Origin of the sequence: Frigidibacter sp. MR17.24, from assembly GCF_037095655.1 — a bacterium.
Lineage (GTDB): Bacteria > Pseudomonadota > Alphaproteobacteria > Rhodobacterales > Rhodobacteraceae > Frigidibacter.
On record NZ_JBAWKE010000007.1, the window covers coordinates 58,817 to 83,625 of the forward strand.

Annotated in this window: 19 protein-coding genes; 12 read left to right on the plus strand and 7 right to left on the minus strand. The window is 72.2% G+C overall.

Going from position 1 to position 24,809, the window contains the following annotated elements; genetic code table 11:
- Positions 1 to 120 precede the first annotated feature (120 nt).
- Positions 121 to 1,068, plus strand: coding sequence for an endonuclease/exonuclease/phosphatase family protein (locus V8J39_RS18510; RefSeq protein ID WP_336462442.1), 948 nt, complete (start codon positions 121 to 123; stop codon positions 1,066 to 1,068).
- Between the two features lie 110 nt (positions 1,069 to 1,178).
- Positions 1,179 to 1,637, plus strand: coding sequence for a DUF4174 domain-containing protein (locus tag V8J39_RS18515; protein WP_336462443.1), 459 nt, complete (start codon positions 1,179 to 1,181; stop codon positions 1,635 to 1,637).
- 67 nt (positions 1,638 to 1,704) lie between these two features.
- Here the strand turns inward: V8J39_RS18515 and V8J39_RS18520 are convergent, their stop codons facing one another.
- From V8J39_RS18520 to V8J39_RS18530, 3 genes are all read right to left on the minus strand, one after another.
- Complete coding sequence (locus tag V8J39_RS18520; protein ID WP_336462444.1) at positions 1,705 to 3,531, minus strand: M3 family oligoendopeptidase; 1,827 nt, start codon at positions 3,529 to 3,531, stop codon at positions 1,705 to 1,707.
- Positions 3,532 to 3,657: 126 nt separating this feature from the next.
- Complete coding sequence (locus V8J39_RS18525; RefSeq protein ID WP_336462445.1) at positions 3,658 to 5,253, minus strand: ATP-dependent DNA ligase; 1,596 nt, start codon at positions 5,251 to 5,253, stop codon at positions 3,658 to 3,660.
- 166 nt (positions 5,254 to 5,419) lie between these two features.
- Positions 5,420 to 6,445: a ligase-associated DNA damage response exonuclease gene (locus V8J39_RS18530; RefSeq protein ID WP_336462446.1), complete on the minus strand. Its 1,026-nt coding sequence runs from the start codon at positions 6,443 to 6,445 to the stop codon at positions 5,420 to 5,422.
- Positions 6,446 to 6,787: 342 nt separating this feature from the next.
- Here V8J39_RS18530 and V8J39_RS18535 point away from each other — a divergent pair, with 342 nt between their 5' ends.
- Genes V8J39_RS18535 through V8J39_RS18555 form a run of 5 tightly spaced genes read left to right on the plus strand, consistent with a single transcriptional unit; the run spans position 6,788 to position 11,722 of the window.
- Complete coding sequence (locus V8J39_RS18535; protein ID WP_336462544.1) at positions 6,788 to 8,203, plus strand: circularly permuted type 2 ATP-grasp protein; 1,416 nt, start codon at positions 6,788 to 6,790, stop codon at positions 8,201 to 8,203.
- Positions 8,204 to 8,209: 6 nt separating this feature from the next.
- A complete protein-coding gene (locus V8J39_RS18540; RefSeq protein WP_336462447.1) occupies positions 8,210 to 9,163 on the plus strand; it encodes an alpha-E domain-containing protein in 954 nt (317 codons plus the stop codon).
- Positions 9,160 to 9,972: a transglutaminase family protein gene (locus V8J39_RS18545; protein WP_336462448.1), complete on the plus strand. Its 813-nt coding sequence runs from the start codon at positions 9,160 to 9,162 to the stop codon at positions 9,970 to 9,972. The genes V8J39_RS18540 and V8J39_RS18545 overlap by 4 nt, the downstream gene beginning before the upstream one ends.
- A 51-nt stretch (positions 9,973 to 10,023) precedes the next feature.
- A complete protein-coding gene (locus V8J39_RS18550; protein WP_336462449.1) occupies positions 10,024 to 10,749 on the plus strand; it encodes a peptidase in 726 nt (241 codons plus the stop codon).
- 46 nt (positions 10,750 to 10,795) lie between these two features.
- Positions 10,796 to 11,722 carry an NAD(P)-dependent oxidoreductase gene (locus tag V8J39_RS18555; RefSeq protein WP_336462450.1) on the plus strand — a complete coding sequence of 309 codons (927 nt, stop codon included), beginning with the start codon at positions 10,796 to 10,798 and terminating at the stop codon, positions 11,720 to 11,722.
- A gap of 120 nt (positions 11,723 to 11,842) precedes the next feature.
- Here V8J39_RS18555 and V8J39_RS18560 read toward each other — a convergent pair whose 3' ends face one another.
- Positions 11,843 to 12,790 carry an alpha/beta hydrolase gene (locus V8J39_RS18560; RefSeq protein WP_336462451.1) on the minus strand — a complete coding sequence of 316 codons (948 nt, stop codon included), beginning with the start codon at positions 12,788 to 12,790 and terminating at the stop codon, positions 11,843 to 11,845.
- A gap of 5 nt (positions 12,791 to 12,795) precedes the next feature.
- Positions 12,796 to 13,095, minus strand: coding sequence for an SCP2 sterol-binding domain-containing protein (locus tag V8J39_RS18565; protein WP_336462452.1), 300 nt, complete (start codon positions 13,093 to 13,095; stop codon positions 12,796 to 12,798).
- A gap of 88 nt (positions 13,096 to 13,183) precedes the next feature.
- Between V8J39_RS18565 and V8J39_RS18570 the strand changes: the two genes are divergently transcribed.
- From V8J39_RS18570 to V8J39_RS18590, 5 genes are all read left to right on the plus strand, one after another.
- Positions 13,184 to 13,888 carry a tetratricopeptide repeat protein gene (locus tag V8J39_RS18570; RefSeq protein WP_336462453.1) on the plus strand — a complete coding sequence of 235 codons (705 nt, stop codon included), beginning with the start codon at positions 13,184 to 13,186 and terminating at the stop codon, positions 13,886 to 13,888.
- A gap of 13 nt (positions 13,889 to 13,901) precedes the next feature.
- The gene (locus V8J39_RS18575) at positions 13,902 to 16,829 is read left to right on the plus strand and encodes a helicase-related protein (RefSeq protein WP_336462454.1); all 2,928 of its coding nucleotides are present in this window, start codon (positions 13,902 to 13,904) and stop codon (positions 16,827 to 16,829) included.
- A gap of 3 nt (positions 16,830 to 16,832) precedes the next feature.
- Entirely contained in the window at positions 16,833 to 17,120 is a 288-nt protein-coding gene (locus V8J39_RS18580; protein WP_336462455.1) for an RNA-binding S4 domain-containing protein, read from the plus strand.
- A 204-nt stretch (positions 17,121 to 17,324) separates the two neighbouring features.
- Complete coding sequence (gene fdxA, locus V8J39_RS18585; protein WP_336462456.1) at positions 17,325 to 17,663, plus strand: ferredoxin FdxA; 339 nt, start codon at positions 17,325 to 17,327, stop codon at positions 17,661 to 17,663.
- Between the two features lie 368 nt (positions 17,664 to 18,031).
- On the plus strand, positions 18,032 to 18,541 hold the full coding sequence (locus tag V8J39_RS18590) for a CarD family transcriptional regulator (protein ID WP_336462457.1): 510 nt from the start codon (positions 18,032 to 18,034) through the stop codon (positions 18,539 to 18,541).
- Positions 18,542 to 18,680: 139 nt separating this feature from the next.
- On the opposite strand, the gene V8J39_RS18595 is transcribed toward V8J39_RS18590, so the two are convergent.
- Both V8J39_RS18595 and V8J39_RS18600 read right to left on the minus strand, forming a co-directional pair.
- Entirely contained in the window at positions 18,681 to 20,528 is a 1,848-nt protein-coding gene (locus V8J39_RS18595) for a monovalent cation:proton antiporter-2 (CPA2) family protein (RefSeq protein ID WP_336462458.1), read from the minus strand.
- Positions 20,529 to 20,707: 179 nt separating this feature from the next.
- Positions 20,708 to 24,748 (minus strand): hypothetical protein, encoded by a 4,041-nt coding sequence (locus V8J39_RS18600; RefSeq protein WP_336462459.1) that lies wholly within the window; start codon positions 24,746 to 24,748, stop codon positions 20,708 to 20,710.
- Between the last annotated feature and the right edge of the window lie 61 nt (positions 24,749 to 24,809).

Consider the following 24,809-nt stretch of genomic DNA (forward strand, 5'->3'; position numbering starts at 1 on the left):
ATCCGCCTTGTGACACGGGCGGCGGTTGCACGCGGGCGATGTGCGGATAGGTTGGCGCGCGCCCTCGCCGATCGCCCTGCGGCCCGCGACGGCTGACCACCTGCGGAAGGCGACGAGACAATGAACACACTGCGGCAACGTCTGATCGGCGCGATCCTGTGCCTGGCCCTCCTGGCGCTGGCGCTGGGGGTGGTGCCGGCCCATGTCGCCGACGGCTCGCCCGCGGCGGTTCTGGCGCGGGTGCTCGACAGCCTGGCGCCGCAGCTTCTGGTGGGCGCGCTGGCGCTGGCGGTGGTCGCCGCGGTGCTTGGCGCCTGGCGGGCCGGGATGCTTGCCGCCATGGTCACGCTGGCCTTCGCCGGCTGGTTCGGCGTCGCGCACCTGCAGCGCGCCCTGCCGCTGGCGCCCGCGGCCGAGCCGGTGGCGCGGGTGCTGTTCTTCAACACGCTCGCCACCAACGACGCGAATGCCGACCGCATCGCCGCCGCGATCGAGGCCAGCGATGCCGATGTCGTCGCGCTGGCGGAAAGCGCCGCCGTGCGCTCGGCGCTGCCGCGGCTGCGTAAGACCTATCCCCACGTGCTGGGCTGCGAGCGCGGCTGCGCGGTGACGGTGCTGTCCAAGCGCCCCTTCGTCGGCGAACCCTCGGCCCAGCCGCCGGCGCAGTGGGAGGGGCGGCTGCGGCAGGTGCAGGTCGATCTCGGCGGCGGCGAGGCGCTGACGCTGGTCGCGCTGCAGGCCGCCAAGCCCTGGACGCTGGCCCCGGCCGAGCGGGGCGCGACCGCGCTGCAGTCGCTGCTGCACGACATCGCCGGGCCGGTGCTGGTCGCGGGCGATTTCAACGCGGCGCCCTGGGCGCGGCCGATGCGGGCGCTGCTGGACGATACCGGCCTGCGCGCCGCGCGGCTGCCCCTTCCGACCTGGCCGGTGGGCAGCGGCTGGGCCGGCGTGCCGATCGACAACTTCCTCGTGCGCGGCGGCGCGCGGCTGGTCAGCCTGCACCGCTTCGGCCGCGGCCTCGGCTCGAACCACCTCGGCCTCGTGGCCGAGGTCGCGCTGGGCGGCTAGGGCGCGCTCGCCCGGATGTGAGTGATCCGGCGGCGCCTCTCGCGCGTTTCCCTGCAGAGAGCGCTCCCGCGGAGGAGCGCCCCCCGGGATTGCGCGAGAAGGAGATGCCGATGCCCCGCAGGACCGTCACCCGGATGATGCCGGGACTTGCACCGCTTGCCGCCGCCGCTGCCGTCGCTGCCGCTGCCGCCGCCCCCGCGCTCGTGCCCCGGGCGATGGCGGCCGAGGTCCGGGCGATGGCGCCCGAGCGCGCCGACCTGCGCGACTACCGCTGGAGCGCGCGGCCGCTTCTGATCTTCGCGGCCTCGCCGGACGATCCGCGGCTGCGCGCGGCGCTGGAGGCGCTGAAGGGGCGCGACGCGGCGCTGGACGACCGCGAGATCGTCGTGCTGACCGACACCGACCCCGCCGCCCGCGGCGGCCTGCGCGAGGGGCTCGGGGTCAGCGGCTTCCGGATGATGCTGGTCGGGCTCGATGGCGGGGTGAAGATGGACGAGACGGCGCCGATCCCGGTGGACCGGCTGCTCGAGACGATCGACCGGATGCCGATGCGGCGCAACCGCGGCTGAAACGGCCGCGGCCGGCTCCATCAGGGGACCGGCCGCGCGCATCACTGGGGCGGGGGGCAGGGGGCGCTCAGGCCTCCATCGCCTCCAGCTCCTCGATCATGCCCTCGATCATCGACAGGCCCTTGTCCCAGAACGCCGGGTCCGACGCGTCGAGCCCGAAGGGCGCCAGCAGCGCCTTGTGGTGCTTGGAGCCGCCCGCCTTCAGCATCTCGAAATACTTCGCCTGGAAGTCCGGCAGCCCGTCCTCGTAGGCGGCGTAGAGCGCGTTCACGAGGCCGTCGCCGAAGGCATAGGCGTAGACGTAGAAGGGCGAGTGCACGAAGTGCGGGATATAGGCCCAGAAGGTCTCGTAGCCCTCCATGAACTCGAAAGCGTCGCCCAGGCTCTCGCCCTGCACCGACATCCACAGCGCGTTGATGTCCTCGGGCGTCAGCTCGCCCTCGGCCCGCGCGGCGTGCAGCTTGCATTCGAAATCGTAGAAGGCGATCTGGCGCACGACCGTGTTGATCATGTCCTCGACCTTGCCGGCGAGCAGCGTCTTGCGCTGCTCGGGCGTCTCGGCCTTCTCCAGCAGCTTGCGGAAGGTCAGCATCTCGCCGAAGACCGAGGCCGTCTCGGCCAGCGTCAGCGGCGTCGAGGACAGCATCTCGCCCTGGCCCGCCGCCAGCACCTGGTGCACGCCGTGGCCCAGCTCGTGCGCCAGCGTCATCACGTCGCGCGGTTTGCCAAGGTAGTTCAGCATCACGTAGGGATGCACCTCGGTCACGGTCGGATGCGCGAAGGCGCCCGGCGCCTTGCCGGGCTTCACGCCCGCGTCGATCCAGCCGCGGTCGAAGAACGGCTCGGCGATCTCGGCCATCTTCGGATCGAAGCCGGCATAGGCCTCCATCACCATGCCGCGGGCGCGCTCCCACATCACCGGGGCCGGGTCCTCCTGCGGCAGCGGCGCGTTGCGGTCCCAGACCTGCAGCTTCTCGAGGCCCAGCCACTTGGCCTTCAACCGGTAATAGCGGTGCGACAGCCGCGGATAGGCGGCGACCACGGCATTGCGCAGCGCCTCGACCACCTCGGGTTCCACGTGGTTCGACAGGTGCCGGCCGTATTGCGGCGTGGGCATCTTGCGCCAGCGGTCCTCGATCTCCTTCTCCTTGGCCAGCGTGTTGTGCACGCGGGCGAACAGCTTGATGTTGGCGCCGAAGACCTTCGCCAGCTCGCGCGAGGCCGCCTCGCGCCGCGACCGGTCCTGTTCGGACAGAAGGTTCAGCGTGGCTTCCAGGTTCAGCGCCTCGGGCTCGCCCTCGGGGTGGAACATCAGCCCCGCCATCGTCTCGTCGAACAGCCGGTTCCACGCGGCCGAGCCGACGGTCGACTGGTCGTGCAGGAACTTCTCCAGCTCGTCCGACAGCTGGTGCGGGCGCATCGCGCGCATCCGGTCAAGAACGGGGCGATAGCGCGCGAGATCGGCATCCGCCGCCATCAGCGCCTCGTAGGCCGCGTCCTCGATGCGGTTGAACTCAAGGCTGAAGAACACCAGCGGCGTGGTGAAGGTGGTCATGCGGTCCTGCGCATCGGCCATGAACTTGGCGCGGGCGCCATCGGTGGTGTTCTGGTAATAGCGCAGCCCGGCATAGGACATCACCCGCCCGGCGGTGATGTCGATCTTCTCGTAGCGCCGGATGCACCCCAGCATCGCCCCCGCGTCGAGCGTGGCGAGCTTGCCCTCGTAGGACGCGGCGAAATCGGCGCATTCCGCCTCGAGCCAGGTCATGTCGCGCGCGAACTCGGGGGCGTCGGGCGCGGCATAAAGGTCGCTCAGGTCCCATTCCGGCAGCGTGCCGAAGGCGCCGGCGGCGCTGGCATTGGCATCGAAGAGCGGCATCGGCGGGCGGATCATCGGGGACCTCTTTCGTGTGACACGGTTGCCCCGACTTAGGCATCCGCGCCCCGAAGGTGCAAGGGCCGGCCCGTGCGGCATCCCGCGCGCCCTCCCGCCCAAGCGCGTCCCCGCCCGACCGGCGCCCTACCCGCGCGCGGCCAGCAGCGCCTCGGCCGCCGCCAGCGTGTCGGCCTCGGCCGCGGGCTTGTCGCGGCGCCAGCGCACCATGCGCGGAAAGCGCAGGGCGATGCCGGACTTGTGGCGGGGCGAGCGCTGGATGCCCTCGAACGCGATCTCGAACACCAGCTCGGGGGTGACCCGGCGCACCGGGCCGAACCGCTCCTCGGTATGGCGCTGGACCCAGGCGGTGACCTGGGCGAACTCGGTGTCGGTCAGGCCGGAATAGGCCTTGGTGATCGGCACCAGCTCGTTGCCCTGCCACAGCGCGAAGGTGAAGTCGGTGTAAAGGTTGGCGCGCCGCCCGTGGCCGGCCTGGGCATAGACCATGACGACGTCGAGGCTCATCGGGTCGACCTTCCACTTCCACCAGTCGCCGCGCCGCCGGCCCGGGTGATAGGGCGAGCCGCGCGCCTTCAGCATCACCCCCTCGGCCGCGCGCCCGGTCGCGGTCGCGCGCGCGGCGGCGAGCGCCGGCCAGTCGTCGAAGCCGATCAGCGGCGAGATCCGGAACGGCGCGGTCTCGGGCACGGCGGCCGCGATCCGCTCGAGCCGGGCGCGGCGCGCGTCGAAGGGCTGCGCGCGGATGTCCGCGCCCCGATCCTCGAGCAGGTCATAGGCCATCAGCACCACCGGCGCCTCGGCCAGCAGCTTGCGGCCGACGGTCTTGCGCCCGATCCGCGGCTGCAACGCGGCGAAGGGCAGGGGGCGGCCGTCCTTCCACACGAGGATCTCGCCGTCGACCACGGTGCCCTGCGGCAACCGGTCGGCCAGTTCCCGCAGTTCCGGGAAGCGGTCGGTCACCAGCTCCTCGCCGCGCGACCACAGCGCGAAGGCACCGCCGCGCAGCACCGCCTGGCCGCGGATCCCGTCCCACTTCCAGTCCGCGGCCCAGTCGCCCGGCGCCCCCAGCGCGTCCGGCCCGTCCTCGAGCGCATGGGCCAGGCAGAAGGGATAGGGCCGCGACAGGTCGGCCTCGGGGCTCTCGGCCAGCACCAGCCGGTCGTAGGTGGTGGTGTCGGGCGTCCAGTCGCCCATCAGCCGCAGCGCGAGGTCCGCGGCCTCGCGGCCCGTGGCCTCGGCCAGCGCCCGCACCATCAGCCCCTGCGCGACCCCCATGCGGAAGCCGCCGGTCAGAAGCTTGTTGAACAGGAACCGCTCGGTGCCGCCAAGCGCCGCCCAGGCCGCCAGCACCGCCGCGCGCCGCCCGGGCTCGGGCAGCGCGGCCAGCCCCCGGATCCGCGCGATCCAGTCCGACAGCGCCAGGTCCTCGCCGCACGCGTCAGGCTCGGGCAGGATCAGCGCGATCGTCTCGGCCAGGTCGCCGGTGACGGCATAGCTCTCCTCGAACAGCCAGGCGGGCAGCCCCGCCACCTCGGCCGCCCATTCGGCCAGCCGGGTCGAGACCACCGCCCGCTTCGGCCGCCGCCCCGACAGCAGCGCGATGGTCCAGAGCCGGTCCGGCTCGGGCGCCTCGCGGAAATAGCCGGCCAGCGCGGCCACCTTCTCGGAGGTCCGCGTCGTGGTGTCGAGTTGCGCGAAGAGGGCGGCGAAGCGCTTCATGGCCGGCCGTCCAGGGGGCGCCGCCCCCTCGCGGGCAAAGCCCGCTCACCCCCGGGATATTTGGACCAATGCGAAAGCGGGCGATCCCTGCGCCTTTCGCATTGGCCAAAATATCCCGGGGGACGGCCGAAGGCCGCGGGGGCAGCGCCCCCGTCCGAAAGTGGTGTCATGCCCCGTCCTCCGTGGTCGTCTCCGCCCCGGTTTCCTCGCCCTGCCAGTCGGTGGTGACGATGCCGGCGTCATAGCCGCGGGTCTCGAGCCAGCGGCGGAAGGGTTGGGTATAGCCATGGGTGACGAAGATCCGCTCGGCGCCGGTGGCGCCGATGGCGGCGTTGAGCCCGTCCCAGTCGGCATGGTCGGACATCACGAAGCCGCGGTCGACGGCGCGCCTGCGCCGGATCCCGCGCAGCCGCATCCAGCCCGAGGCGAAGGCCTGCGAGGCGGGACCGAAGCGGCGCGCCCAGGGAGAGCCGAGCGCCGAGGGCGGGGCGACGACGATCGCGCCCGGGTGGCTCTTGCGGGTGATCTCGGGGGTGACGCGGGTGGTGGGGGGCAGCGGCACGCCGGTCTCGCGCAGGACCCGGCACATCTCCTCGACCGCGCCGTGGGTGAGGATCGGCCCCGCGCCGGGGTCGAGCGCGGCCAGCACCCGCTGCGCCTTGCCCAGCGAATAGGCGCCGATCACCGCGGTGCGGCCTCCGGCGCGGCACTGCGCCCACCACTCGGCGATCTCCGCGCGGATCTCGGCCTCGGGGCGCCAGCGGAACACCGGCAGCCCGAAGGTGCATTCCGAGATGAAGGCGTGGCAGGCCACCGGTTCGAACGGTTCGGAGAGGCCGTCATCGGTGGTCTTGTAGTCGCCCGAGACCACCCAGACCTCGCCGCCGACCTCGACCCGCACCTGGGCCGAGCCGGGCACGTGGCCCGCCGGGTGCAGCGAGACCCGGGCGCCGCCGATCGTGAGCGCCTCGCCGTAGGGTAGGGCATGGGCCTCGATCGGGCCGAGCCGGTGGCGCATGGCCGCGACGGTGCGGGGCGTGGCGACATGGCGGGCCATGCCGGGTCGGGCGTGGTCGGAATGGGCATGGGTGACGATGGCGCGGTCGACCGGGCGCCAGGGGTCGATGTGGAAATCCCCCGCGGGGCAGTAGATGCCGCGGTCGGTGAAGGTGAGTACCGGCGAGGCTGCCACGCGATCCGCTCCCTGATGGCAAGTTTCCGTCTGCACGTCCCCGTCTGCAGGTCCCTGCCTGCTAGGCCCGACCCGGTGGCAACCCGGGGACGGCCGGCAGGTTCCGGGGCCCTGCCGGGGGCGCCGGATGGCAAGATGTTGCCGGCGCACCCGAATTTCCAGACAAGAAGCGCCTCGCGAGTGCGCAACTGCCTGATGATTGGGCGGATTTGTCGGGCGGCGCGACAATTCCGACCCTGCGCGCCCTTTCCTCCGCCCGATGCGCTGCCTAAACCTGATGGGAGAGGCCCGACTCGAACAGGGCCAGTGACCGGGACGATCGGCAGGGGGGGCGGCGGCCGCATGGCGACCGAGTATTTCAACGAGATGTTCCAGGGCCGCGACGTGCGCGTGCCCTACCGGCAGCTGCAGGACTGGATGGGCAAGATGCCCGCCGAGCTGCGCCAGATGAAGCAGGCCGAGGCCGAGGAGCTGTTCCGGCGCATCGGCATCACCTTCGCCGTCTACGGCGAGGGCGGCGACCCCGACCGGCTGATCCCCTTCGACATGTTCCCGCGTGTCTTCGCGCAGGACGAGTGGCGCAAGCTCGAGCGCGGCATCAAGCAGCGCGCCCGCGCGCTCAATGCCTTCCTCACCGACGTCTACGGGCGGGGCGAGATCATCAAGGCGGGCAAGATCCCCTCGCGCCTCGTCTATCGCAACGAGGCCTACGAGAAGGCCGTCGTCGGCTTCACCCCGCCGCGCGGCGTCTACAGCCACATCGTCGGCATCGACCTCGTGCGCACCGGGCCCGACCAGTTCTACGTGCTGGAAGACAACTGCCGCACGCCCTCGGGGGTCTCCTACATGCTGGAGAACCGCGAGATCATGATGCGGATGTTCCCCGGCCTGTTCCAGGCGAACCGGATCGAGCCGGTCGACGGCTATGCCGAGCTTCTGCGCCGCACGCTCGCCTCGGTCGCGCCCGCGAAATGCGACCGCGAGCCGACGATCGCGATCCTGACGCCCGGCCATTTCAATTCGGCCTATTACGAACACAGCTTCCTCGCCGACCTGATGGGGGTCGAGCTGGTCGAGGGCGCCGATCTCTTCGTGCGCGACGGCTTCGTCTGGATGCGCACCACCGAGGGCCCGAAGAAGGTCGACGTGATCTATCGCCGGATCGACGACGCCTTCATCGATCCGCTGTGCTTCCGCCCCGACAGCATGCTGGGCGTGCCGGGGATCATGGATGTCTACCGCTCGGGCGGGGTGACGATCTGTTCCGCCCCCGGCGCGGGCGTGGCCGACGACAAGGCGGTCTACACCTTCGTGCCCGAGATGGTGCGCTTCTACCTCGGCGAGGAGCCGATCCTGGAAAACGTGCCGACCTGGCAATGCGCCAAGTCCGACGACCTGAAATACGTGCTCGACCAGCTGCCGGAACTGGTGGTCAAGGAGGTGCACGGCTCGGGCGGCTACGGCATGCTCGTGGGTCCGAAATCGACCAAGGAGCAGATCGCGGCCTTCCGCGACCGCATCATCGCCGATCCCGAGAACTACATCGCCCAGCCGACGCTGGCGCTGTCCACGGTGCCCACCTTCGTCGACGAGGGCGTGGCGCCGCGCCACGTCGACCTGCGGCCTTACTGCCTTGTGGGCGAGCGGATCGAGCTGGTGCCGGGCGGCCTCACGCGGGTGGCGCTCAAGGAAGGATCGCTTGTCGTGAACTCGTCGCAGGGCGGCGGGGTCAAGGACACCTGGGTTCTGGCGGAGTGACCTGAGATGCTGAGCAGAACCGCCGAAAATCTCTACTGGATCGGCCGCTACATGGAGCGGGCCGAGACCATGGCCCGGCTTCTGGAAGTGGGCGCGCGCATCGCGCTCCTGCCCTCGGCCGGGCATGGCTACCGCAGCGAATGGGACAGCCTGCTGCAGGCCTCGGGCACCGCCGAGGGCTTCCAGCACAAGTACGGCGACCCGGTGCAGCGCAACATCGAAAGCTACCTGTTCTTCGACCGCGACAACCCGTCCTCGGTCGTCACCTGCATCGGCCGCGCGCGCGAGAACGCGCGCATCGTGCGCACGGCGATGACGAGCCAGGTCTGGGACGCGCTGAACTCGGCCTTCCAGGAGCTCAAGCAGATCGAGCGCAAGCCGCGCTCGGAACTCGAGCTGACGCGGCTGACGGAATGGACGCTGCGGACCTGCGCGCTGGTGCGGGGCGCGATCGACACGACGCTGCTGCGCTCGGATGGATGGGATTTCCTCAACCTCGGCTACAAGCTGGAACGGGCCGATGCCACGGCGCGGATGCTCGACGTGAAATACTACGTCCTGCTGCCGCGGGTGGAATTCGTGGGCTCGGGGCTCGACACCTACCAGTGGCAGACGCTCTTGCGCGCGATGTCGTCGCACCGGGCGTTCCACTGGGCCTATGGCGGCGAGATCACCGCGGCCAAGATCGCGCATTTCCTGATCCTGAACCCGATGTCGCCGCGCTCGCTGATCACCTCGGTCGACGGGGTGGTGAACCATCTCGACCGGCTGGCGCGCAACTACCGCGCCTCGACGCCGGTGCAGTCCGAGGCGCGCAGCCTGCTGGGCGAGCTGTCCGAGATGACCGTCGACGACGTGTTCGAAGAGGGCCTGCACGAATTCCTCACCCGCTTCGTCGGCAAGGTCGGCGGGCTGTCGATGTCGGTGAGCGGCTGCTATCTGACCGGAGAGGCGCAATGATCCTGACCGTCTCGCATGTGACGACCTATCGCTATGACGCGCCGATCCGCGCGGCGGTGCAAAGCCTGCGGCTGACGCCGTCGGTCTACGACGGCCAGCGCGCGATCAACTGGAAGATCGAGGTCGACGGCGGCGCGCGCGGCACCAGCTTCCGCGACGGCTCCGGCGACGTGATCGAAAGCTGGTCGGTGAAGGGCCCGGTCGAGGAGATCACCGTGCGCGTCTCGGGCGAGGTCGCCACGACCGACATGGCCGGCGTGCTGCGCGGCTTCCGCGAAAGCGTGCCGCCCGAAGCCTGGCTGCGCGAGACCCACCCGACCCGCGCCGACGCCGCGCTGACCGCGATGGCCGAGAAGGCGCGCGCGGGCGCGCGCGACACGCTCGATTTCGCGCACCGCCTGTCCGAGGCGGTGAGCGAGGCGATCGCCTACACCCCCGGCGCGACCGAGGCCCACACCACCGCCGCCGAGGCGCTGGCGCTGGGCGAGGGGGTCTGCCAGGACCATGCCCATGCGATGATCGCCGCCGCTCGGGCTTTGTTCATCCCCGCGCGGTATGTCTCGGGCTACCTGCTGGCCGATGCCGAGGGGAAATCGCATGACGCGGCCCATGCCTGGGCAGAGATCTGGATCGACGGCCTCGGCTGGGTCGGCTTCGACGCCGCCAACGCCTGCTGCCCGGACGAGCGCTACATCCGCCTCGGCTCGGGCTTCGATGCCCAGGACGCGGCCCCGATCCGCGGCGTGGCGCTGGGCCAGACGGCCGAGACGCTCGACGTCGCTGTTGCGGTCGCCGCGGTCCAGCAATAGTGTCGCCCGGCGCCGTCCGGGGGCGGGCGGCGCACGCTACGGGGACCTTCTATGACTTACTGCGTGGGCCTTCTGCTCGACGAGGGCATGGTGCTTCTGTCCGATACCCGGACGAACGCCGGGCTGGACAATATCGCCATCTACAAGAAGACCTTCGTCTTCGAGGAACCGGGCGAGCGGGTGATCGCGATCCTGACCGCGGGCTCGCTCTCGGTCACGCAGACCACCATCGCCAAGCTGCGCGAGGCGATCGAGGATGACGACGCCACCGCCCAGACCTCGATCATGCTCGCGCCGACGATGCTGAAGGTGGCCGAGATCATCGGCGACACCCTCGCCTCGGTCCGCTCCGAGATCGACGAGAAGATGCAGGCCTCGAAGGTCTCGACCTCGGCCTCGATGATCGTCGCGGGCCAGCGGGCGGGCGGGGCGATGCGGATGTTCCTGATCTACCCCGAAGGCAACTTCATCGAGGCGACCGACGACACGCCCTTCCTGCAGATCGGCGAACACAAGTACGGCAAGCCGATCCTCGACCGGGTGGTCAAGCCCACGACCTCGCTGGCCGACGCGCAGAAGGCGGTGCTGCTGTCGATGGATTCGACCCTGCGCTCGAACCTCTCGGTGGGCATGCCGCTCGACATGACCGTGATCCGCGAGGGCGACTGCCGGATCTCGATGCGCCGCCGGATCGAGGCCGGCGATCCCCAGTTCAAGACCATGTCCGAGGCCTGGTCGAACGCGCTGCGCGAAAGCTTCGTGCGCATCACGATCTGACGCCTTTCCCCTCCCGCCTCTCCCCCACACACAGAAGGAGACCGCGATGCGCGTTCTCGTCACCGAGCCGGTCCATCCCGACACGCTCGTCGACCTGGCCGCGGCCGGGCACGAGGTCATCGACCGCCCCGCCGACCTGGCCGCGGCCCTCGCCGGTGCCGAGGCGGTGCTGGTGCGGACCGTGAAGCTGGGCGCCGACCGGCTGGCGGCGGCGCCGCGGCTGAAGATCATCGCCAAGCACGGCGCGGGGGTCGACAACATCGACCTCGCCGCCGCCCGCGCGGCCGGGATCGCCGTCACCAACACGCCCGGCGCCAATTCGGGCTCGGTCGCGGAACAGGCGATGATGCTGATGCTGGGGCTGGCGCGGTCGCTCTCGGCCCAGCGCATCGCCGCGCGCCCCGACCCGTCGATCCCGATCCGCGACCTGCAGGGCCGGCGCCTGACGCTGGTCGGCTGGGGCGCCTCGGCGCAGCGGGTGGCGGCGCTCGCCGTGGCCTTCGGCATGGCGATCACCGTGGTCTGGCCGCGCCGCGCCGGCGGCGCCACCGACGAGGGCTATCCGGTCGCGGCCTCGCTGGCCGAGGTGCTGCCGGTCACCGACGTGCTGTCGCTGCACCTGCCGCTGCGGCCCGAGACCCGCGACCTGATCGGCGCGGCCGAGCTGGCGGCGCTGCCGGCGGGCGCGATCGTGATCAACACCGCCCGCGGCGGCCTGATCGACGAGGCGGCGCTGGCCGAGGCGCTGCGCGCGGGCCATCTGGGCGGCGCCGGCCTCGACGTGCTGGCGGTCGAGCCGATCCGCGCCGACGAGCCGCTGCGCAACGTGCCCAACGTGATGCTCACCCCGCACCTGGCCGGCATGGGCGACCGCGGCTTCCGCGCCACCGGCCTGATGGCGGCGCAGGCGATCGCCGATTTCGCCGCCGGCCGCCTCGATCCGAAGATGACGGTGGTGGCCCCGCCGGCCTGACCCGTCCTCGACTTTGTCCAAATATCCCGGGGTCCGGGGCGGCGCCCCGGCTCTCCCCGGCCTCTCGCGCAGCGCCCGCCCGCACGGTCCCGCCCGCAAGGCCCCGCCCGCAAGGCCCCGTCAGATCGCCCCGGCGATCCGGTCGAGGAAGCGGTCGCGCAGCTCGGGCCGCTCCATCAGGATCTCGTGCTCGGCGCCCGGCATGATCTCGATCTCGGCGCCCGGCCAGCGCGCGACCTGCGCCGCGATCGCCTTCGGATCGACGACCCGCTCGTGGCTGCCGACGGCGACATAGGCGGGCAGGGCGGGCAGCGGCATCCGCCGCAGCGCCCGCGTCTCGCGCAGCGCCTGGTTCAGCCAGCGCAGGCTCGGCCCCCCGAGGCCCAGCTCGGGATGCGCCGCCAGCTGCCGCGCGAGCAGCGAGAAGGCGGCCGGGTCCGAGGTCAGCACGTTGCCCGCCATCTCGACCGCGCCGACATAGGCGTTGGGCCCGGTGCCCGGCGCATAGCGGTGGCCAAGGCCCAGCGCGGCCGCGGCGGCGCTCAGCCCCCAGGCGACGGGCAGGAGCGCGGGCTTCAGCCCGATCCCCCACATCGGCGCCGAGAACACCAGCGCCGCGGCCCCGAGCCCCGCCATGGCCGCGCGCAGGCCGATCGCGCCGCCCATCGAATGCGCCACCAGCACGAAGGGCGCCGGCAGGCCCGCGGCGCGCACCGCCGCCATCATCGCCGCCACGTCGATCTGGTAGTCGCTGAACCGCTGCACGTGGCCGGTCTGGCGGTCCGACAGCGCCCGGTCCGCCAGGCCCTGGCCGCGCCAGTCGACCGCCGCCGACGCCAGCCCCCGCGCCGCGAGGTCGCGCGCGACATGGCCGTATTTCTCGATGTATTCGGTGCGGCCGGGAAACAGCAGCGCCGTGCCGCGGGCCCCGGCGCAGGGCCACAGCCCGACCCGGATCCGCACCCCGTCCGCGCCCCGGGCCCAGACGGCATGGCCGTCCGCCGGCCCCTCGGCGATGTCCGAGAAATAGGGGGCCTCCGCCGGGCCCTGCGGCGCCGCGCCCTGCATCGGCGTCAGGCCAGCGCCGTCCCCAGGCTCATCGCCTGGCTCATGTCGCCCTCGACCTTCAGCTTGCCGGTCATGTAGGCCGACATCGGGTTCACCTCGCCCTTGAGCATGCCGACGAAGGTCTCGGCGCTGGCGATCAGCGTCACGTCGGCCTCGCCCTCGCTGCCCGCGGGTTCGGGGCGCGCGCCCTGCGCATCGATCATGATCGAGCCCTCGTCGGTGATCACCACCCGCGCGAGTCCCGCGAACCCGTCCGCCAGCCGCTCGTTCAGTTTCTCGACGGCCTTGATCACCACGTCGCTCATCACCGGGTCTCCGTTCCTGCAATTTTGATCTGTCACGGGGCGCCAGCCCCTCGCAATCCGCGCAGCATCGACTACACTTGGTTTCGTTATGGACAGCTTCAACGCCATTCACAAACGCCTCGTGACGCTTCGCCCGGCACTTGCCGCAGCCGTGATCGCGGTCGCGGCACTTGGTCATCCTGCGGCCGTCCGGGCACAGGGAAGCGGCGATTCGGCACCCGGGGCGGATCTTGGCCCGGGCGCCGGTTCGGATGCAGGTTCGGGCTCCGGTTCCGTCGCGGCCCCCGAGGCGGCCCCGACCCCGATCCCGGACGCCCAGTCGCGGCTGAGGGAGCTTCTGGACGAGCTTCAGAACCCCGAATCGCCCGAGTGGCAGCGCGCCCAGTCCGACCTGCAGCGCGAATGGTCGCGGTCGGGATCGCCGGCGATGGACCTGCTGCTGCAGCGCGGCCGCGCCGCGCTCGAGGCCGGCGACACCGAGGCCGCGATCGAGCATCTGACCGCGCTCACCGATCACGCCCCCGACTTCGCCGAGGGCTGGAACGCGCGCGCCACCGCCTATTTCACCGCCGGTGCCTTCGGCCCCTCGCTGGCGGATATCGAGCATGTGCTCCGCCTCAACCCGCAGCACTACGGTGCACTCGCCGGGCTGGGGCTGATCCTGGCGCAGCTCGACTATGCCGAGGCCGCGGCAGAGGCGTTCCGCGCCTCGCTCAAGGCCAATCCCCATCAGGCCGACGTGCGTGAGCAGCTCGACCGGATCGAACGCTCCTCCGAGGGCACCGAACTCTAGGGAGCGGCTCACGATGCCACTCGAATCGAGGATCAGCGCGGTCCTCGGCCCGACCAACACGGGCAAGACCCACTTGGCGATCGAGCGCATGCTCGGCCACCGCACCGGAATCATCGGCCTGCCGCTGCGCCTGCTGGCGCGCGAGGTCTATGACCGCATCGTCGCCAAGCGCGGCCCCTCGGTCGTGGCGCTGGTCACCGGCGAGGAGCGGATCGTGCCCGAGCGGACCCAGTACTGGGTCTGCACCACCGAGGCGATGCCCGAGGGGCTGACGGCCGATTTCCTCGCGCTCGACGAGATCCAGCTGTGCGCCGATCCCGAGCGTGGCCACATCTTCACCGACCGCCTGATGCGGGCGCGGGGCCTGGTCGAGACCATGTTCCTCGGGTCGCACACGATGCGCCCGGCGATCGCCGACCTTGTGCCCAAGGCGCAGTTCTCCAGCCGCGAGCGGTTTTCGACGCTGAGCTACACAGGTTCGAAAAAGATAAGCCGGATGCCCGCGCGCTCGGCCGTCGTCGGGTTTTCGGTCGACAATGTCTATGCCATCGCCGAACTGATCCGGCGCCAGAAGGGCGGCTGCGCCGTGGTGATGGGGGCGCTTTCGCCCCGCACGCGCAATGCGCAGGTCGCGCTCTACCAGAACGGCGACGTCGATTACCTGGTCGCCACCGACGCGATCGGCATGGGGCTGAACCTCGACATCGACCACGTCGCCTTCTCGGCCACGGCCAAGTTCGACGGCCGCCGGATGCGCGACCTGTTCCCGCACGAACTGGGCCAGATCGCGGGCCGCGCCGGCCGCCACACCCAGGCGGGTACCTTCGGCGTGACCGGCGAGGCCAGCCCCTTCCGCCCCGACCTGGTCGAGGCGCTGGAAAACCACCGCTTCGCGCCGATCAAGAAGCTGATGTGGCGCAACCCGACGCTCGATTTCGGCACGCCCGAGCGGCTGATCGCCTCGCTCGAGGCGGGGACCGACGATCCCTGGCTGATCCGCGCGCGGGAAAACGACGACGTGCTGGCGCTGAAATCGCTGAACGAGGCGGGCGAGGTGCGCGGCCGCATCCAGGGGCCGCCGGACGTGAAGCTCTTGTGGGACGTCTGCCGCATTCCCGACTTCCGCGGCATCAGCCATGCCGAGCACGCGACGCTGCTGACCCGGATCTTCGGCTTCCTGCATGACACGGGCCATGTGCCCGACGACTGGCTCGCCACCCAGATCAAGCGCATCGACCGCACCGAGGGCGACATCGACGCGCTGTCGAAACGGCTGTCGTTCATCCGCACCTGGACCTACATCGCGCAGCGCAAGGGTTGGGTCGCGGACGAAAGCCATTGGCGCGAGGCGACTCGCGCTGTAGAAGACCGGCTGTCGGATGCGCTTCACGGCGCCCTGACCCAGAGATTTGTGGACCGGCGCACCTCTGTGCTGCTGCGCCGGCTCAAGCAGAAGGAGCATCTCGTGGCCGAGGTGAACGACAAGGGCGAAGTGGCGGTCGAGGGCGAGTTCGTCGGCCGTCTGGAAGGGTTCCGCTTCCGGCAGGACGGGACCGCCTCCCCCGATGAGGCCAAGACCCTGCGTCAGGCCGCCTACGAGGCGCTGAAGCCCGAGTTCTCGCTGCGCGCGGACCGCTTCTACAACGCTCCCGACACCGAGCTCGACTTCACCGAGCAGGGCGGGCTGATGTGGGGCAACTCGGCGGTCGGCAAGCTGGTGAAGGGGGCCGATCCCCTCAAGCCCGGGGTCGAGCCCTTCGTCGACGACGAGGCCGGCGCCGACGTGGCCGAGAAGGTCCGCCGCCGCCTGCAGCACTTCATCGACCGCCGCGTCGCCACGCTGTTCGAGCCGCTGGTCGCGCTGTCGTCGGACGAGACCCTGACCGGCCTCGCCCGCGGCTTCGGCTTCCGCCTGGTCGAGAACCTGGGCGTGATCCCGCGCGAGAGCGTCGCGGCCGAGGTCAAGGAACTGGACCAGGACGCCCGCGGCCTGCTGCGCAAGCACGGCGTGCGCTTCGGCCAGTACACGATCTTCCAGCAGGCGCTGCTGAAGCCCGCGCCGACGCGGCTGCGGCTGGTGCTGTGGTCGCTCGCGAACGACCTGCAGGAATTCCCCGAAAGCCCGCCGCCGGGCCTGGTGACGATCCCGAACGTGCCGGACGTGCCCAAGGGCTATTACACGCTCTCGGGCTATCACCCGGCCGGGACGCGCGCGATCCGCATCGACATGCTGGAACGCCTCGCCGACCTGCTGCGTGCCAAGGACAGCCGCGCGGGCTTCGAGGCGACGCCGGACATGCTGTCGATCACCGGCATGACGCTCGAGCAGTTCGCCGACCTGATGGCGGGCCTGGGCTACAAGGGCGAGAAGGCCGAGCGCGAGAAGGCGCGGCCCGATCCGCTGGCCGCCTCCGCGCCCTCGGAAACCCCTGCGCCCGAGGCGCCGGCGGCCACCGACGCCCCCGCGCCGAACCCGATCCCCGAGGAGGCCTCGCCCATCGCCGAGAGCGTGGCCGATGCCGGCGCCGATGCCGGCGCGACCGAGGCCACCACGGATGGCGCCGGGGCTGCCGCGCCCGAGATGGAAGTCTACTACACCTTCACCTGGGCGCCGCGCCCGCGCGGCCCGCGCCGCGAGGGTGGCTTCCGCGGCAACCGTGACGGCCAGCCGCAGGGGCAGGGCCGGGGTGGCGAAGGCCGCGGCGAGAGCGGCGAGCGCCGCGCCGGCGGCGGCAACCGCCCCGAGCGCGGCGAGCGTGGCGACCGGCCCGAGCGCGGCGATCGTCCGAAGGGCGGCGGCAAGCCCGGCAAGGGCGGCAAGCCCGGCGCCAAGGGCGACCACAACAAGCCCCGCCAGTTCGAGGCCCGGCCCCCGCGCGAACAGAAGGTCGACCCCGACAACCCGTTCGCCGTGCTCGCGGCGCTGCGCGACCGGAAGTGAGCCTTGGCGGGCGAGGCTGACAGCGTCCGTCTGGACAAGTGGCTGTTCTTCGCCCGCTTCTGCAAGACCCGCTCGGTGGCGCAGGAGCTGGTCGAGCGGGGCAGGGTCCGCCTGAACGGCACCCGCGTCACCAAGCCCGGCCACGTCCTGCGCCCCGGCGACACGCTGACGCTGTCGCTGCCGGGCCAGGTGCGGCTGGTGCGCGTCGCGGCCTGCGGCGACCGCCGCGGCCCGGCATCCGAGGCCCAGGGCCTGTATCTCGATCTCGAGACGGCGCCGGACGCGGGCTGACTGACCGGGGCGGCGGGGGCCGTGGCGGGGCGGACCGGGTCGGACGAACGCTGTTCCGGTTCCGGCGCGGGGCGGGGAAGAGCTGCCCAAGCTGCGGGCCTGCAAAGAAACCCCCGACTTTCCTGCAGCCTTGCGCTTGCACAGCCGCCGTTCGGATTGTAGTCAACCAGACAATCCGTGACGTCCTGCCGGAAGGCCCTTCCCATGACCTACGTCGTTACCGACAACTGCATCGCCTGCAAGTACACCGACTGCGTCGAGGTCTGCCCGGTGGACTGTTTCTACGAGGGCGAGAACACCCTGGTCATCCACCCCGACGAATGCATCGACTGCGGCGTCTGCGAACCGGAGTGCCCGGCCGACGCGATCCGCCCCGATACCGAGCCGGACATGGAGAAATGGGTCGAGTTCAACCGCAAGTACTCCGAACTCTGGCCGGTGATCACCCAGAAGCGTGACCCGCTTCCGGAGGCCGAGGCCCGCGACGGCGAGAGCGGCAAGCTCGAGAAATACTTCTCCGAGGCCCCGGGCCAGGGCGACTGACGGGCAGCCGCAGGGCAATCGTCGGGCGCGCCGGGCGCGGCCGACACGACCGGACCGGTCGCGATTCGGTAACGACGTTGGCATGATCTTGCGCACGTCCGTCAGGATCGTGCCGCAAGGCGATGAATATTCGCGGATTTCCGCCTTGACCGGGCAAAGCTTGCGTCAGACCGCCCCGCTTTGAAATGTCGCGAGAATCTGCTATATTTCTGTTGCAATGAACTTGGAGACCTGACCGCCGCCGTCGGAGCTGCTCGCCCGCACGGTGGATTTCCAGCGCCACAAGACACCCATTTCCGGATGCCCGCGCATTCCGGCGGGTGTTTTCGTCTCTCTGGGGTCGGAACCCTGTGCGAGGAAGCGACCGAATGACCAAGACCAAGAAAACCGATTTCCGGCCGAACGACCACGTGGTCTATCCCGCGCATGGCGTGGGCAAGATCCTGTCGATCGAAGAGCAGGAGATCGCGGGGCTGAAACTCGAGCTTTTCGTCATCTCCTTCGAGAAGGACAAGATGACGCTTCGCGTGCCGACCCACAAGGCCACCGAGATCGGCATGCGCCAGCTCTCGACCCCCGACATCGTCACCAAGGCGCTCGAAACGCTGAAGGGCAAGGCCCGCGTCAAGCGCGCGATGTGGTCGCGCCGGGCGCAGGAATACGAACAGAAGATCAACTCGGGTGACCTGATGGCCATCGCCGAGGTGGTGCGCGACCTGCACCGCAACGACGACCAGCGCGAGCAGTCCTATTCCGAACGCCAGCTCTATGAGGCCGCGCTCGAGCGTCTGACCCGCGAAGTCGCCGCCGTCTCGGGCGTGGACGAGGCCGGCGCCGCCAAGACCGTCGACGACGTCCTGGTCTCGCGCGCCGCCTGAGCGCCGTCGCAAGGAACCGCCGGATAAAGGGGCCGCTTCCCGCAGGGGGCGGCCCCTTCGCCTGTCCGCGGCCCGCCGCTTTCGCCTTGGCCGAAATATCCCGGGGGCGCGCCCCGCAGGGGCGGGGGCAGCGCCCTCTCTACTCTCCCGCCATCTCCCGCGCCGCCGCGGCCTTCGGCGCCTCGAAATGCTCGGTCAGCGCCGCTTCCAGGTCGCGGTTCAGCTCCTGCGCACGCTGGATGTAGGCCGGGTTCTGCTCCAGCGGCAGCGCCGGGTCCCAGACCTCGGCCAGCCGCCGCACCGCCGCGCGGTCGAGCTTGAAGAAGATCCGCTCGGCCTCGGCGGCCTCGTATTCGCTCAGGCCCGAATTCTCCAGCACATAGCGCGCCGCCCTGAGCGAGCTGTCGAAGACCTCGCGCACGATGTCGTCCGCCCCGGCCTTGTAGAGCGCGTAGACATGCACCCGGTCGCGGGCGCGGGCGATGATGTGCAGGTCGGGCCGGATCCGGCGGGCATAGGCGACAAGCTCGGTCGTGGCGGCGGGCTCGTCGAGGCAGACCACGAGGATCTTGGCGCTGTCGATCCCGGCGGCCTTCAGCAGCTCGGGCCGGGTCGGATCGCCGAAATAGCCGTGGAAGCCGAAGCGGCGCATCAGCCGGATCGTGTTCAGGTCGTGGTCGATCACCGTGGTCTTCAGCCCGGTCGTGGTCACCATCCGGTTCACGACCTGCCCGAAGCGGCCGATCCCGGCGATGATGATCGGCTGCGCCTCGTCGATCTCGTCGGCCTCGGGCTCCTCCTCGGTCATCCGCCGCGACAGCTGGTCGTAGAGGATGAACACCAGCGGCGTCAGCAGCATCGACAGCGCCACCACCATCATCAGCAGCTGCGCCGTCGCCTCGGGCAGGATCCGCTGCTGCGCGGTGAACGAGATCAGCACGAAGCCGAACTCCCCCGCCTGCGCGAGCGCCAGCGTGAACAGCCAGCGGTCGCGTCCGCGCACCCCGAACACCGTCCCGAGAAGGAAGAGCACCGCCCCCTTCACCGCCATCAGCCCCAGCGTCAGCGCCAGCAGCCGCACCGGCTGCGCCAGCAGCAGGTCCATGTCGATCCCGGCGCCGACGGTGATGAAGAACAGCCCCAGCAGCAGGCCCTTGAACGGCGCGATGTCCGATTCCAGCTCGTGGCGGAACTCGGAATTGGCCAGCACCACGCCGGCCAGGAAGGTCCCCAGCGCCGGCGACAGCCCCACCAGCAGCATCAGCGAGGCGATGGTGACCACGATGGCAAGCGCGAGCGCGGTGTTGATCTCGCGCAGCTTCGCGCCCTGCACGAAGTGGAAGGCGGGCCGGATCAGGTAGTGCCCGGCCAGGATCACCGCCCCGACCGCGGCCAGCGTGACCAGCGTGACGCCCCAGCCCGGCAGCGACTGCAGGAAGGCCGCGTGGTCGCCCTCGGCCGGGGCCTGCAGGCCCGCGACCGCCAGCAGCGGCAGCAACGCCAGCATCGGGATCACCGCGATGTCCTGCGTCAGCAGCACCGCGAAGGCGGATCGCCCGCCCGCGGTCTGCATCAGGTGCTTTTCGTCAAGCGTCTGCAGCACGATCGCGGTCGAACTCAGCGACAGGATCGTGCCGGCCGCCAGCGCCACCTCCCAGGCTGCGCCGAAGGCCAGCAGCAGCACCGCGATCAGCCCCAGCGTTCCCAGCACCTGCAGCCCGCCCAGGCCCACCAGCTTGTGGCGCATCGCCCAAAGCGCGCGGGGCTCCAGCTCCAGCCCGATCAGGAACATCATCATCACCACGCCGAACTCGGCGAAGTGCTGCAGGTCGGTGACCTCGGAGCCGACGAGCCCGGTCACCGGCCCGATCACGATCCCCGCAAGCAGGTAGCCCAGCACCGAGCCGAGCCCGAGCCGCGACGCGATCGGCACGGCGACGATCATCGCCAGCAGGTAGAGCGTCGCCTGGAACAGAAATGCGTCCATCCGGGGGTCCTGCGCTTCGGCGGGCGGCGGGCCGGGCCAGTGCCGGTCGCGGCCCGGATCTTCGGGGGGCGGGGGCAGCCTGCCACGCGCCGCCGCCCGAGACCAGTGCGCAGGGCCTGTGCGCGGCCGCCGGCCCTCGGCCCTCCGGGGGGCGAGGCGCGGCGGCGCGGGACGGGGGGTCAGCTGTCGCGGATCATCCGCAGCACCTGGGTGCGGCCGTTCTTGACATAGACCAGCTGGCCGTCGCCGATCTGCTGCACCCGTCCGCCGTCAAGCCGGTCGCCGACCGAGACGCGCAGGTAGCGCCCGTTCGACAGCCGCACCAGCGCGCGCCGGCTGCTCGAGCTGCCGTAGATCCCGATCAGGTTCATCTCGCGCAGCGAGATGGCCTTGGCGATCGTCGCGCGGCTGGCCACCGTGCCCGAGCTTGCGGCGGCGGGGGCGGTGCCGACCGGCTCGGGCTCGTCGATCTCGTCCTCGTGCTGGACCGGGGCGGCGGCGGCGGTGCGGGTGGGGGCGGCCTGCTGCACCGGCGGCGGGGCCGCGGCGGGGGCCACCGGGGCGGGCTGGGCCGCGGGCGCCACCGGGGCCGGCGGCGGCACCGGCACAGGCACAGGCACGGGCACCGGATCCGGCACCGGGGTCGCGACGGCCAGCGCCAGCGCCTCGGCGATGCCTTGCGAGAAATCCGTGGGCCGCGCCGCGGGCTTGCGCGAGCTTTGCACCGCCATCCGGCTGGCCGCGGCAAGTTCGGCGGCCTGCGCGGCCTCGGCCTCGGCAAGGCGGTCGGCCTCGGCCTGCGCGGCGGCGGCGGCCGTGCGGGCGGCGGGCGCGGTGGCGCGGGGGCGGAACCCCGCTAGGGCGGGGTCCTGATAGGGCGGCGCCGGCGCCGCGGCGGGGGCCGCGGGCGCCGGCGTCAGGGCGGCGTCATCCTGGGGCGTGGCGGGCGCGAGCCCGGCCGGTCGCACCGGCGGCGGGTCGGCGGCCTGGCCAAGGTCGGGTCCGAACACCAGACCGGTCTGCGGGGCGGGCGGGGCGGCGGCCGCCGCGGCAGGAGCGGGCGGGGCAGGATTGGGCGGCGGCGGCTGCGTGGCCGTCGGCGTCGCGGCCAACGCCGCGCTCGCCGGGGTGGCAGCCTGGCCCTCACCCGGTGGCGAGACCTGCGGGGCGGTCGCGGCGGGTGCCGCCGCCGCGGTGCTGCCCGGGCGGGCCGGCGGCACGACCGGCGGGCGGCCGCTGCGCACCACGGCGCCGTCGGGGGTCAGCGCGCCCTCGGGCGTCGCCACGACCAGCCCGTCGGGGCCGAAGGTGAACTGGGTCCCGTAGGGCAGCGAGGGTTGCGGCGCCGCCGGCGGGGCGTCCGCGGCCAGACCGGCATCGCGGCTCAGCGTGCCGGGCGCCTGCAGCGCGGTGCGCGGCTCGGCATCCGACGGTGGCAGCGCCTGGGTTGCGTCGGGGCCGGCCTGCTGCGCGGTCTGGGCGCGCGGCGCCTGGCTGTCGGTCGCGGGCGGCGGACCGGCCGGCGGGGCCTCCGCTTCGGTCGCCGTCTCCGGCGGCGTCGCCGCTGCCGTACCGGTCCCCGTCACGGGCGCCGTTTCGGGTGCCGTTTCGGGTGCGGCCCCGGCATCCAGCTCGGCATCCGACGGGATGTCACTGGCCGTCGCCAGCGCATCTCCAGTCGCGTCCCCGGTCGCGGCGGTCGTCGCGGTGCCGGTCCCAGCCTCACCGCTCACCGGAGTGGCGTCGTCGAACAGCACCGAGCCCAGCGCGACCGCCAGCATCAGCACGATCAGCCCCGCCGTCAGCACGAGCCCCAGGTGACGCGGCCGCGCCGGGGCCTGCTTGTCCTGCAGGCTGCGCGCGATCGCCTCGGCGGCGCGGTTGGCGCGCTCGTCGACCTCCGAGCCCGGCTCGGGCGCGCCGGGCGCCAGGGCCGGCGGCTCGGCCCGGCCGCGGCGCTGCTGGCGGCGGCCCTCGGCGGTCTCGACCCGCTTGCCGCCCTTCGGCGGGCGCGGGGCGGCATGGGATTCGCGCGGCTCGGGCGCGATGCCAAGCTTCGGCGCGGTGACCGAGGGCATCGGCCGCGGCTCGGGCAGATCGGTCGCGGTGACCGAGACCCCGGCCGCGCCATGCGCGGGCATCCGGATCGCCGGCATCGGCGGCACGTCATCGATCCAGCGCGCGTCCTCGGCGGGGCGCGGCGCCGCGAAGGCGGGCGGGACATCGTCGATCGGGGGCGCGTCTGCCGGGCTGTCGTCCGCCGGGATCTCGGCGGCCCGGAGCGGGCCGTCCTCGGCCGGCAGGTCCTGAACCGACAGATCCTGAACCGCGACGTCCCGGGCGCCGAAGGCGGCCGGATCCTCGGCCGGCAGGATCCCTGCGGCGGGTGCGATCTCGGGAAGCTCGGCCTGCGCCTCCGGCTCCGCCTCGGCGCGGCGGGCGCGCAGGGCGCCGCCGCGCTCGGCCGCGATCGGCCGGGTCTCGGGCCTGGTCTCGGGCCGGCCGCCGATGCGCGGCTGCGCCGGCGGTTCGGCGCGCCGGGACGCCGCTTTCGCGGGGGCGGCGGGCGCCTGCCGGGCGCTGGCACCGAAGCCAAGCGCGCGCTTCATCGCACCGCGCAGCGAGGCGGGCGCGGTCTCGCGCCGCTCGCCGGTCACGACCCGCAGGCCCGCGCGCGGCGCATCGTCCGGCGCATCGGTCGCGGGGCCGGGGGACACCGGATGGGGCAGGGCCGCGGCCAGTTCGCGCGGGGCGGGGCCGTCGCCCTCGTTCTCACCCGGCAGCAGCACCGGCTCGGCCGCGTCGAGCGTCGCGGCCAGCGCCGAGGGGTCGACGGGCGCGTCGGAGATTTCGACGGCGGGGACTTCGGCGGCGGGCATCCGCGGCGCCTCGGCCTCGGTCGTGTCGAGCGTCCGGTCGCGGCCCGAGGCGGCCCGGGCACCGGCGATCGCGGTGCGCAGCGCCGAAAGCGGCTCGCGCCGCGCCGCGGGCTCGGGTTCGGGAGCTGTCACCGCCGTGTCCTGCTCGGCGGTGTCCGGTTCGGCAGGCTCTGGCGCGGCCACGACAGGCTCAGGCTCAGGCTCGACGGGTTCGGCCAAGACGGGCTCGGGCTCGGCAGCCTCCGGCGCCTCAAGCTCCTGCTCGGCCGGCGCGGGGATGGCATCCTGTGCCTCCGCAAGAGCCGGGCGGGCGTCTTCGGCGGTCGGCGGATCCTCGTGATCCGGGGCCGCCACGACCTCGTCCGTCCCGACGACAGGATCTGGTGCGGGCTCAGGTTCATGCGCCGGGGGCGCCTCGCCCTCGGGGGCATCCGACGGCAGGTCGTCGTGCCGCGGCGCGGCCTCGGCATCGGAACCGATTTCGGTGAGGTCGGCGCCTTGCGCGGCCTCGGGCTCGGCCAGAGGGGCCTCCTCTGCGGCCTCCTCAGGCGCCGGCGCGACCGCCGCGTCGTCCTGCGGCAGCTCCGCCACGTCCGCCTCTGCCGCGACAGGCTCCGGCTCGTCGGCGAGGGGCTGGTCGTCCGGGGCGTCGGTCCATGCCGGCTGCGGCGCCTCGGGCGCCTCCAGCCCCGCCACGTCCTCCACGTGCTCGTCGCGAGGATCCTCGGCAGCGGTCAGGTCGGGACCCGCGTCCTGCTCGGCCACCGCGGCGGCCAGCGGCGCGTCGAGATCGAGGATCCCGGTCACCCGGATCGGGTCCTGGTCGCGCACCAGCCGCTCGCCCTCGGGGATCCAGCGCCGGGCCGAGGCGGCCTGGCCGAACCACGGCTCGCCGGCGAACTGGCCGTTGTCGGGCAGCGCCACGAACGAGACCGGGTTGAAGCCCTGCGCCTCGGCGAAGGCCTCGGCCTCGTCGAGCGTCTCGCGGGCGACCACGGCAAGGCGGACCTCGCCGCCGGTGCCCGACCAGTCGTAGACCAGCCCGTCGACCGGGTAGGGCGTGCGCCCCTCGAGCGCGCGGGCGATCTGGCGGCGGCGCGTGGCGGCGTCGGGGCCGGGGGCCTCGACGGTCATGTACAGGATCTGGCTCTGCGGCAGGATCAGCTTGGACGCGACGCGGCCCGGCTGGCGGCGATGGGCGATGGCGGCCAGATCGGCGATCGCGCCCTCGGCGTCCTCCTGGTCGAAGGCGACCTCTCCGATGGCGAGCCACCCCGCGCCGTCGCGTTCGAGAAGCACGATCCCTTCCGGGGCGAGACTGAGGGCGAAGGCAGGTTTCATTCCGTGGCTCTACCATGGGAAAAAGCCCGCGCGAAGGCGGGCGTGGCCGGTCGCAATGCTC

Excerpts from the sequence above, each read along its gene's own strand:
- V8J39_RS18510 (WP_336462442.1), top strand. The coding sequence starts at position 121 with ATGAACACACTGCGGCAACGTCTGATCGGCGCGATCCTGTGCCTGGCC.
- V8J39_RS18515 (WP_336462443.1), top strand. The coding sequence starts at position 1,179 with ATGCCCCGCAGGACCGTCACCCGGATGATGCCGGGACTTGCACCGCTT.
- V8J39_RS18520 (WP_336462444.1), bottom strand. The coding sequence starts at position 3,531 with ATGATCCGCCCGCCGATGCCGCTCTTCGATGCCAATGCCAGCGCCGCC.
- V8J39_RS18525 (WP_336462445.1), bottom strand. The coding sequence starts at position 5,253 with ATGAAGCGCTTCGCCGCCCTCTTCGCGCAACTCGACACCACGACGCGG.
- V8J39_RS18535 (WP_336462544.1), top strand. The coding sequence starts at position 6,788 with ATGGCGACCGAGTATTTCAACGAGATGTTCCAGGGCCGCGACGTGCGC.
- V8J39_RS18540 (WP_336462447.1), top strand. The coding sequence starts at position 8,210 with ATGCTGAGCAGAACCGCCGAAAATCTCTACTGGATCGGCCGCTACATG.
- V8J39_RS18545 (WP_336462448.1), top strand. The coding sequence starts at position 9,160 with ATGATCCTGACCGTCTCGCATGTGACGACCTATCGCTATGACGCGCCG.
- V8J39_RS18550 (WP_336462449.1), top strand. The coding sequence starts at position 10,024 with ATGACTTACTGCGTGGGCCTTCTGCTCGACGAGGGCATGGTGCTTCTG.
- V8J39_RS18555 (WP_336462450.1), top strand. The coding sequence starts at position 10,796 with ATGCGCGTTCTCGTCACCGAGCCGGTCCATCCCGACACGCTCGTCGAC.
- V8J39_RS18560 (WP_336462451.1), bottom strand. The coding sequence starts at position 12,790 with ATGCAGGGCGCGGCGCCGCAGGGCCCGGCGGAGGCCCCCTATTTCTCG.
- V8J39_RS18565 (WP_336462452.1), bottom strand. The coding sequence starts at position 13,095 with ATGAGCGACGTGGTGATCAAGGCCGTCGAGAAACTGAACGAGCGGCTG.
- V8J39_RS18570 (WP_336462453.1), top strand. The coding sequence starts at position 13,184 with ATGGACAGCTTCAACGCCATTCACAAACGCCTCGTGACGCTTCGCCCG.
- V8J39_RS18575 (WP_336462454.1), top strand. The coding sequence starts at position 13,902 with ATGCCACTCGAATCGAGGATCAGCGCGGTCCTCGGCCCGACCAACACG.
- fdxA (WP_336462456.1), top strand. The coding sequence starts at position 17,325 with ATGACCTACGTCGTTACCGACAACTGCATCGCCTGCAAGTACACCGAC.
- V8J39_RS18590 (WP_336462457.1), top strand. The coding sequence starts at position 18,032 with ATGACCAAGACCAAGAAAACCGATTTCCGGCCGAACGACCACGTGGTC.
- V8J39_RS18595 (WP_336462458.1), bottom strand. The coding sequence starts at position 20,528 with ATGGACGCATTTCTGTTCCAGGCGACGCTCTACCTGCTGGCGATGATC.
- V8J39_RS18600 (WP_336462459.1), bottom strand. The coding sequence starts at position 24,748 with ATGAAACCTGCCTTCGCCCTCAGTCTCGCCCCGGAAGGGATCGTGCTT.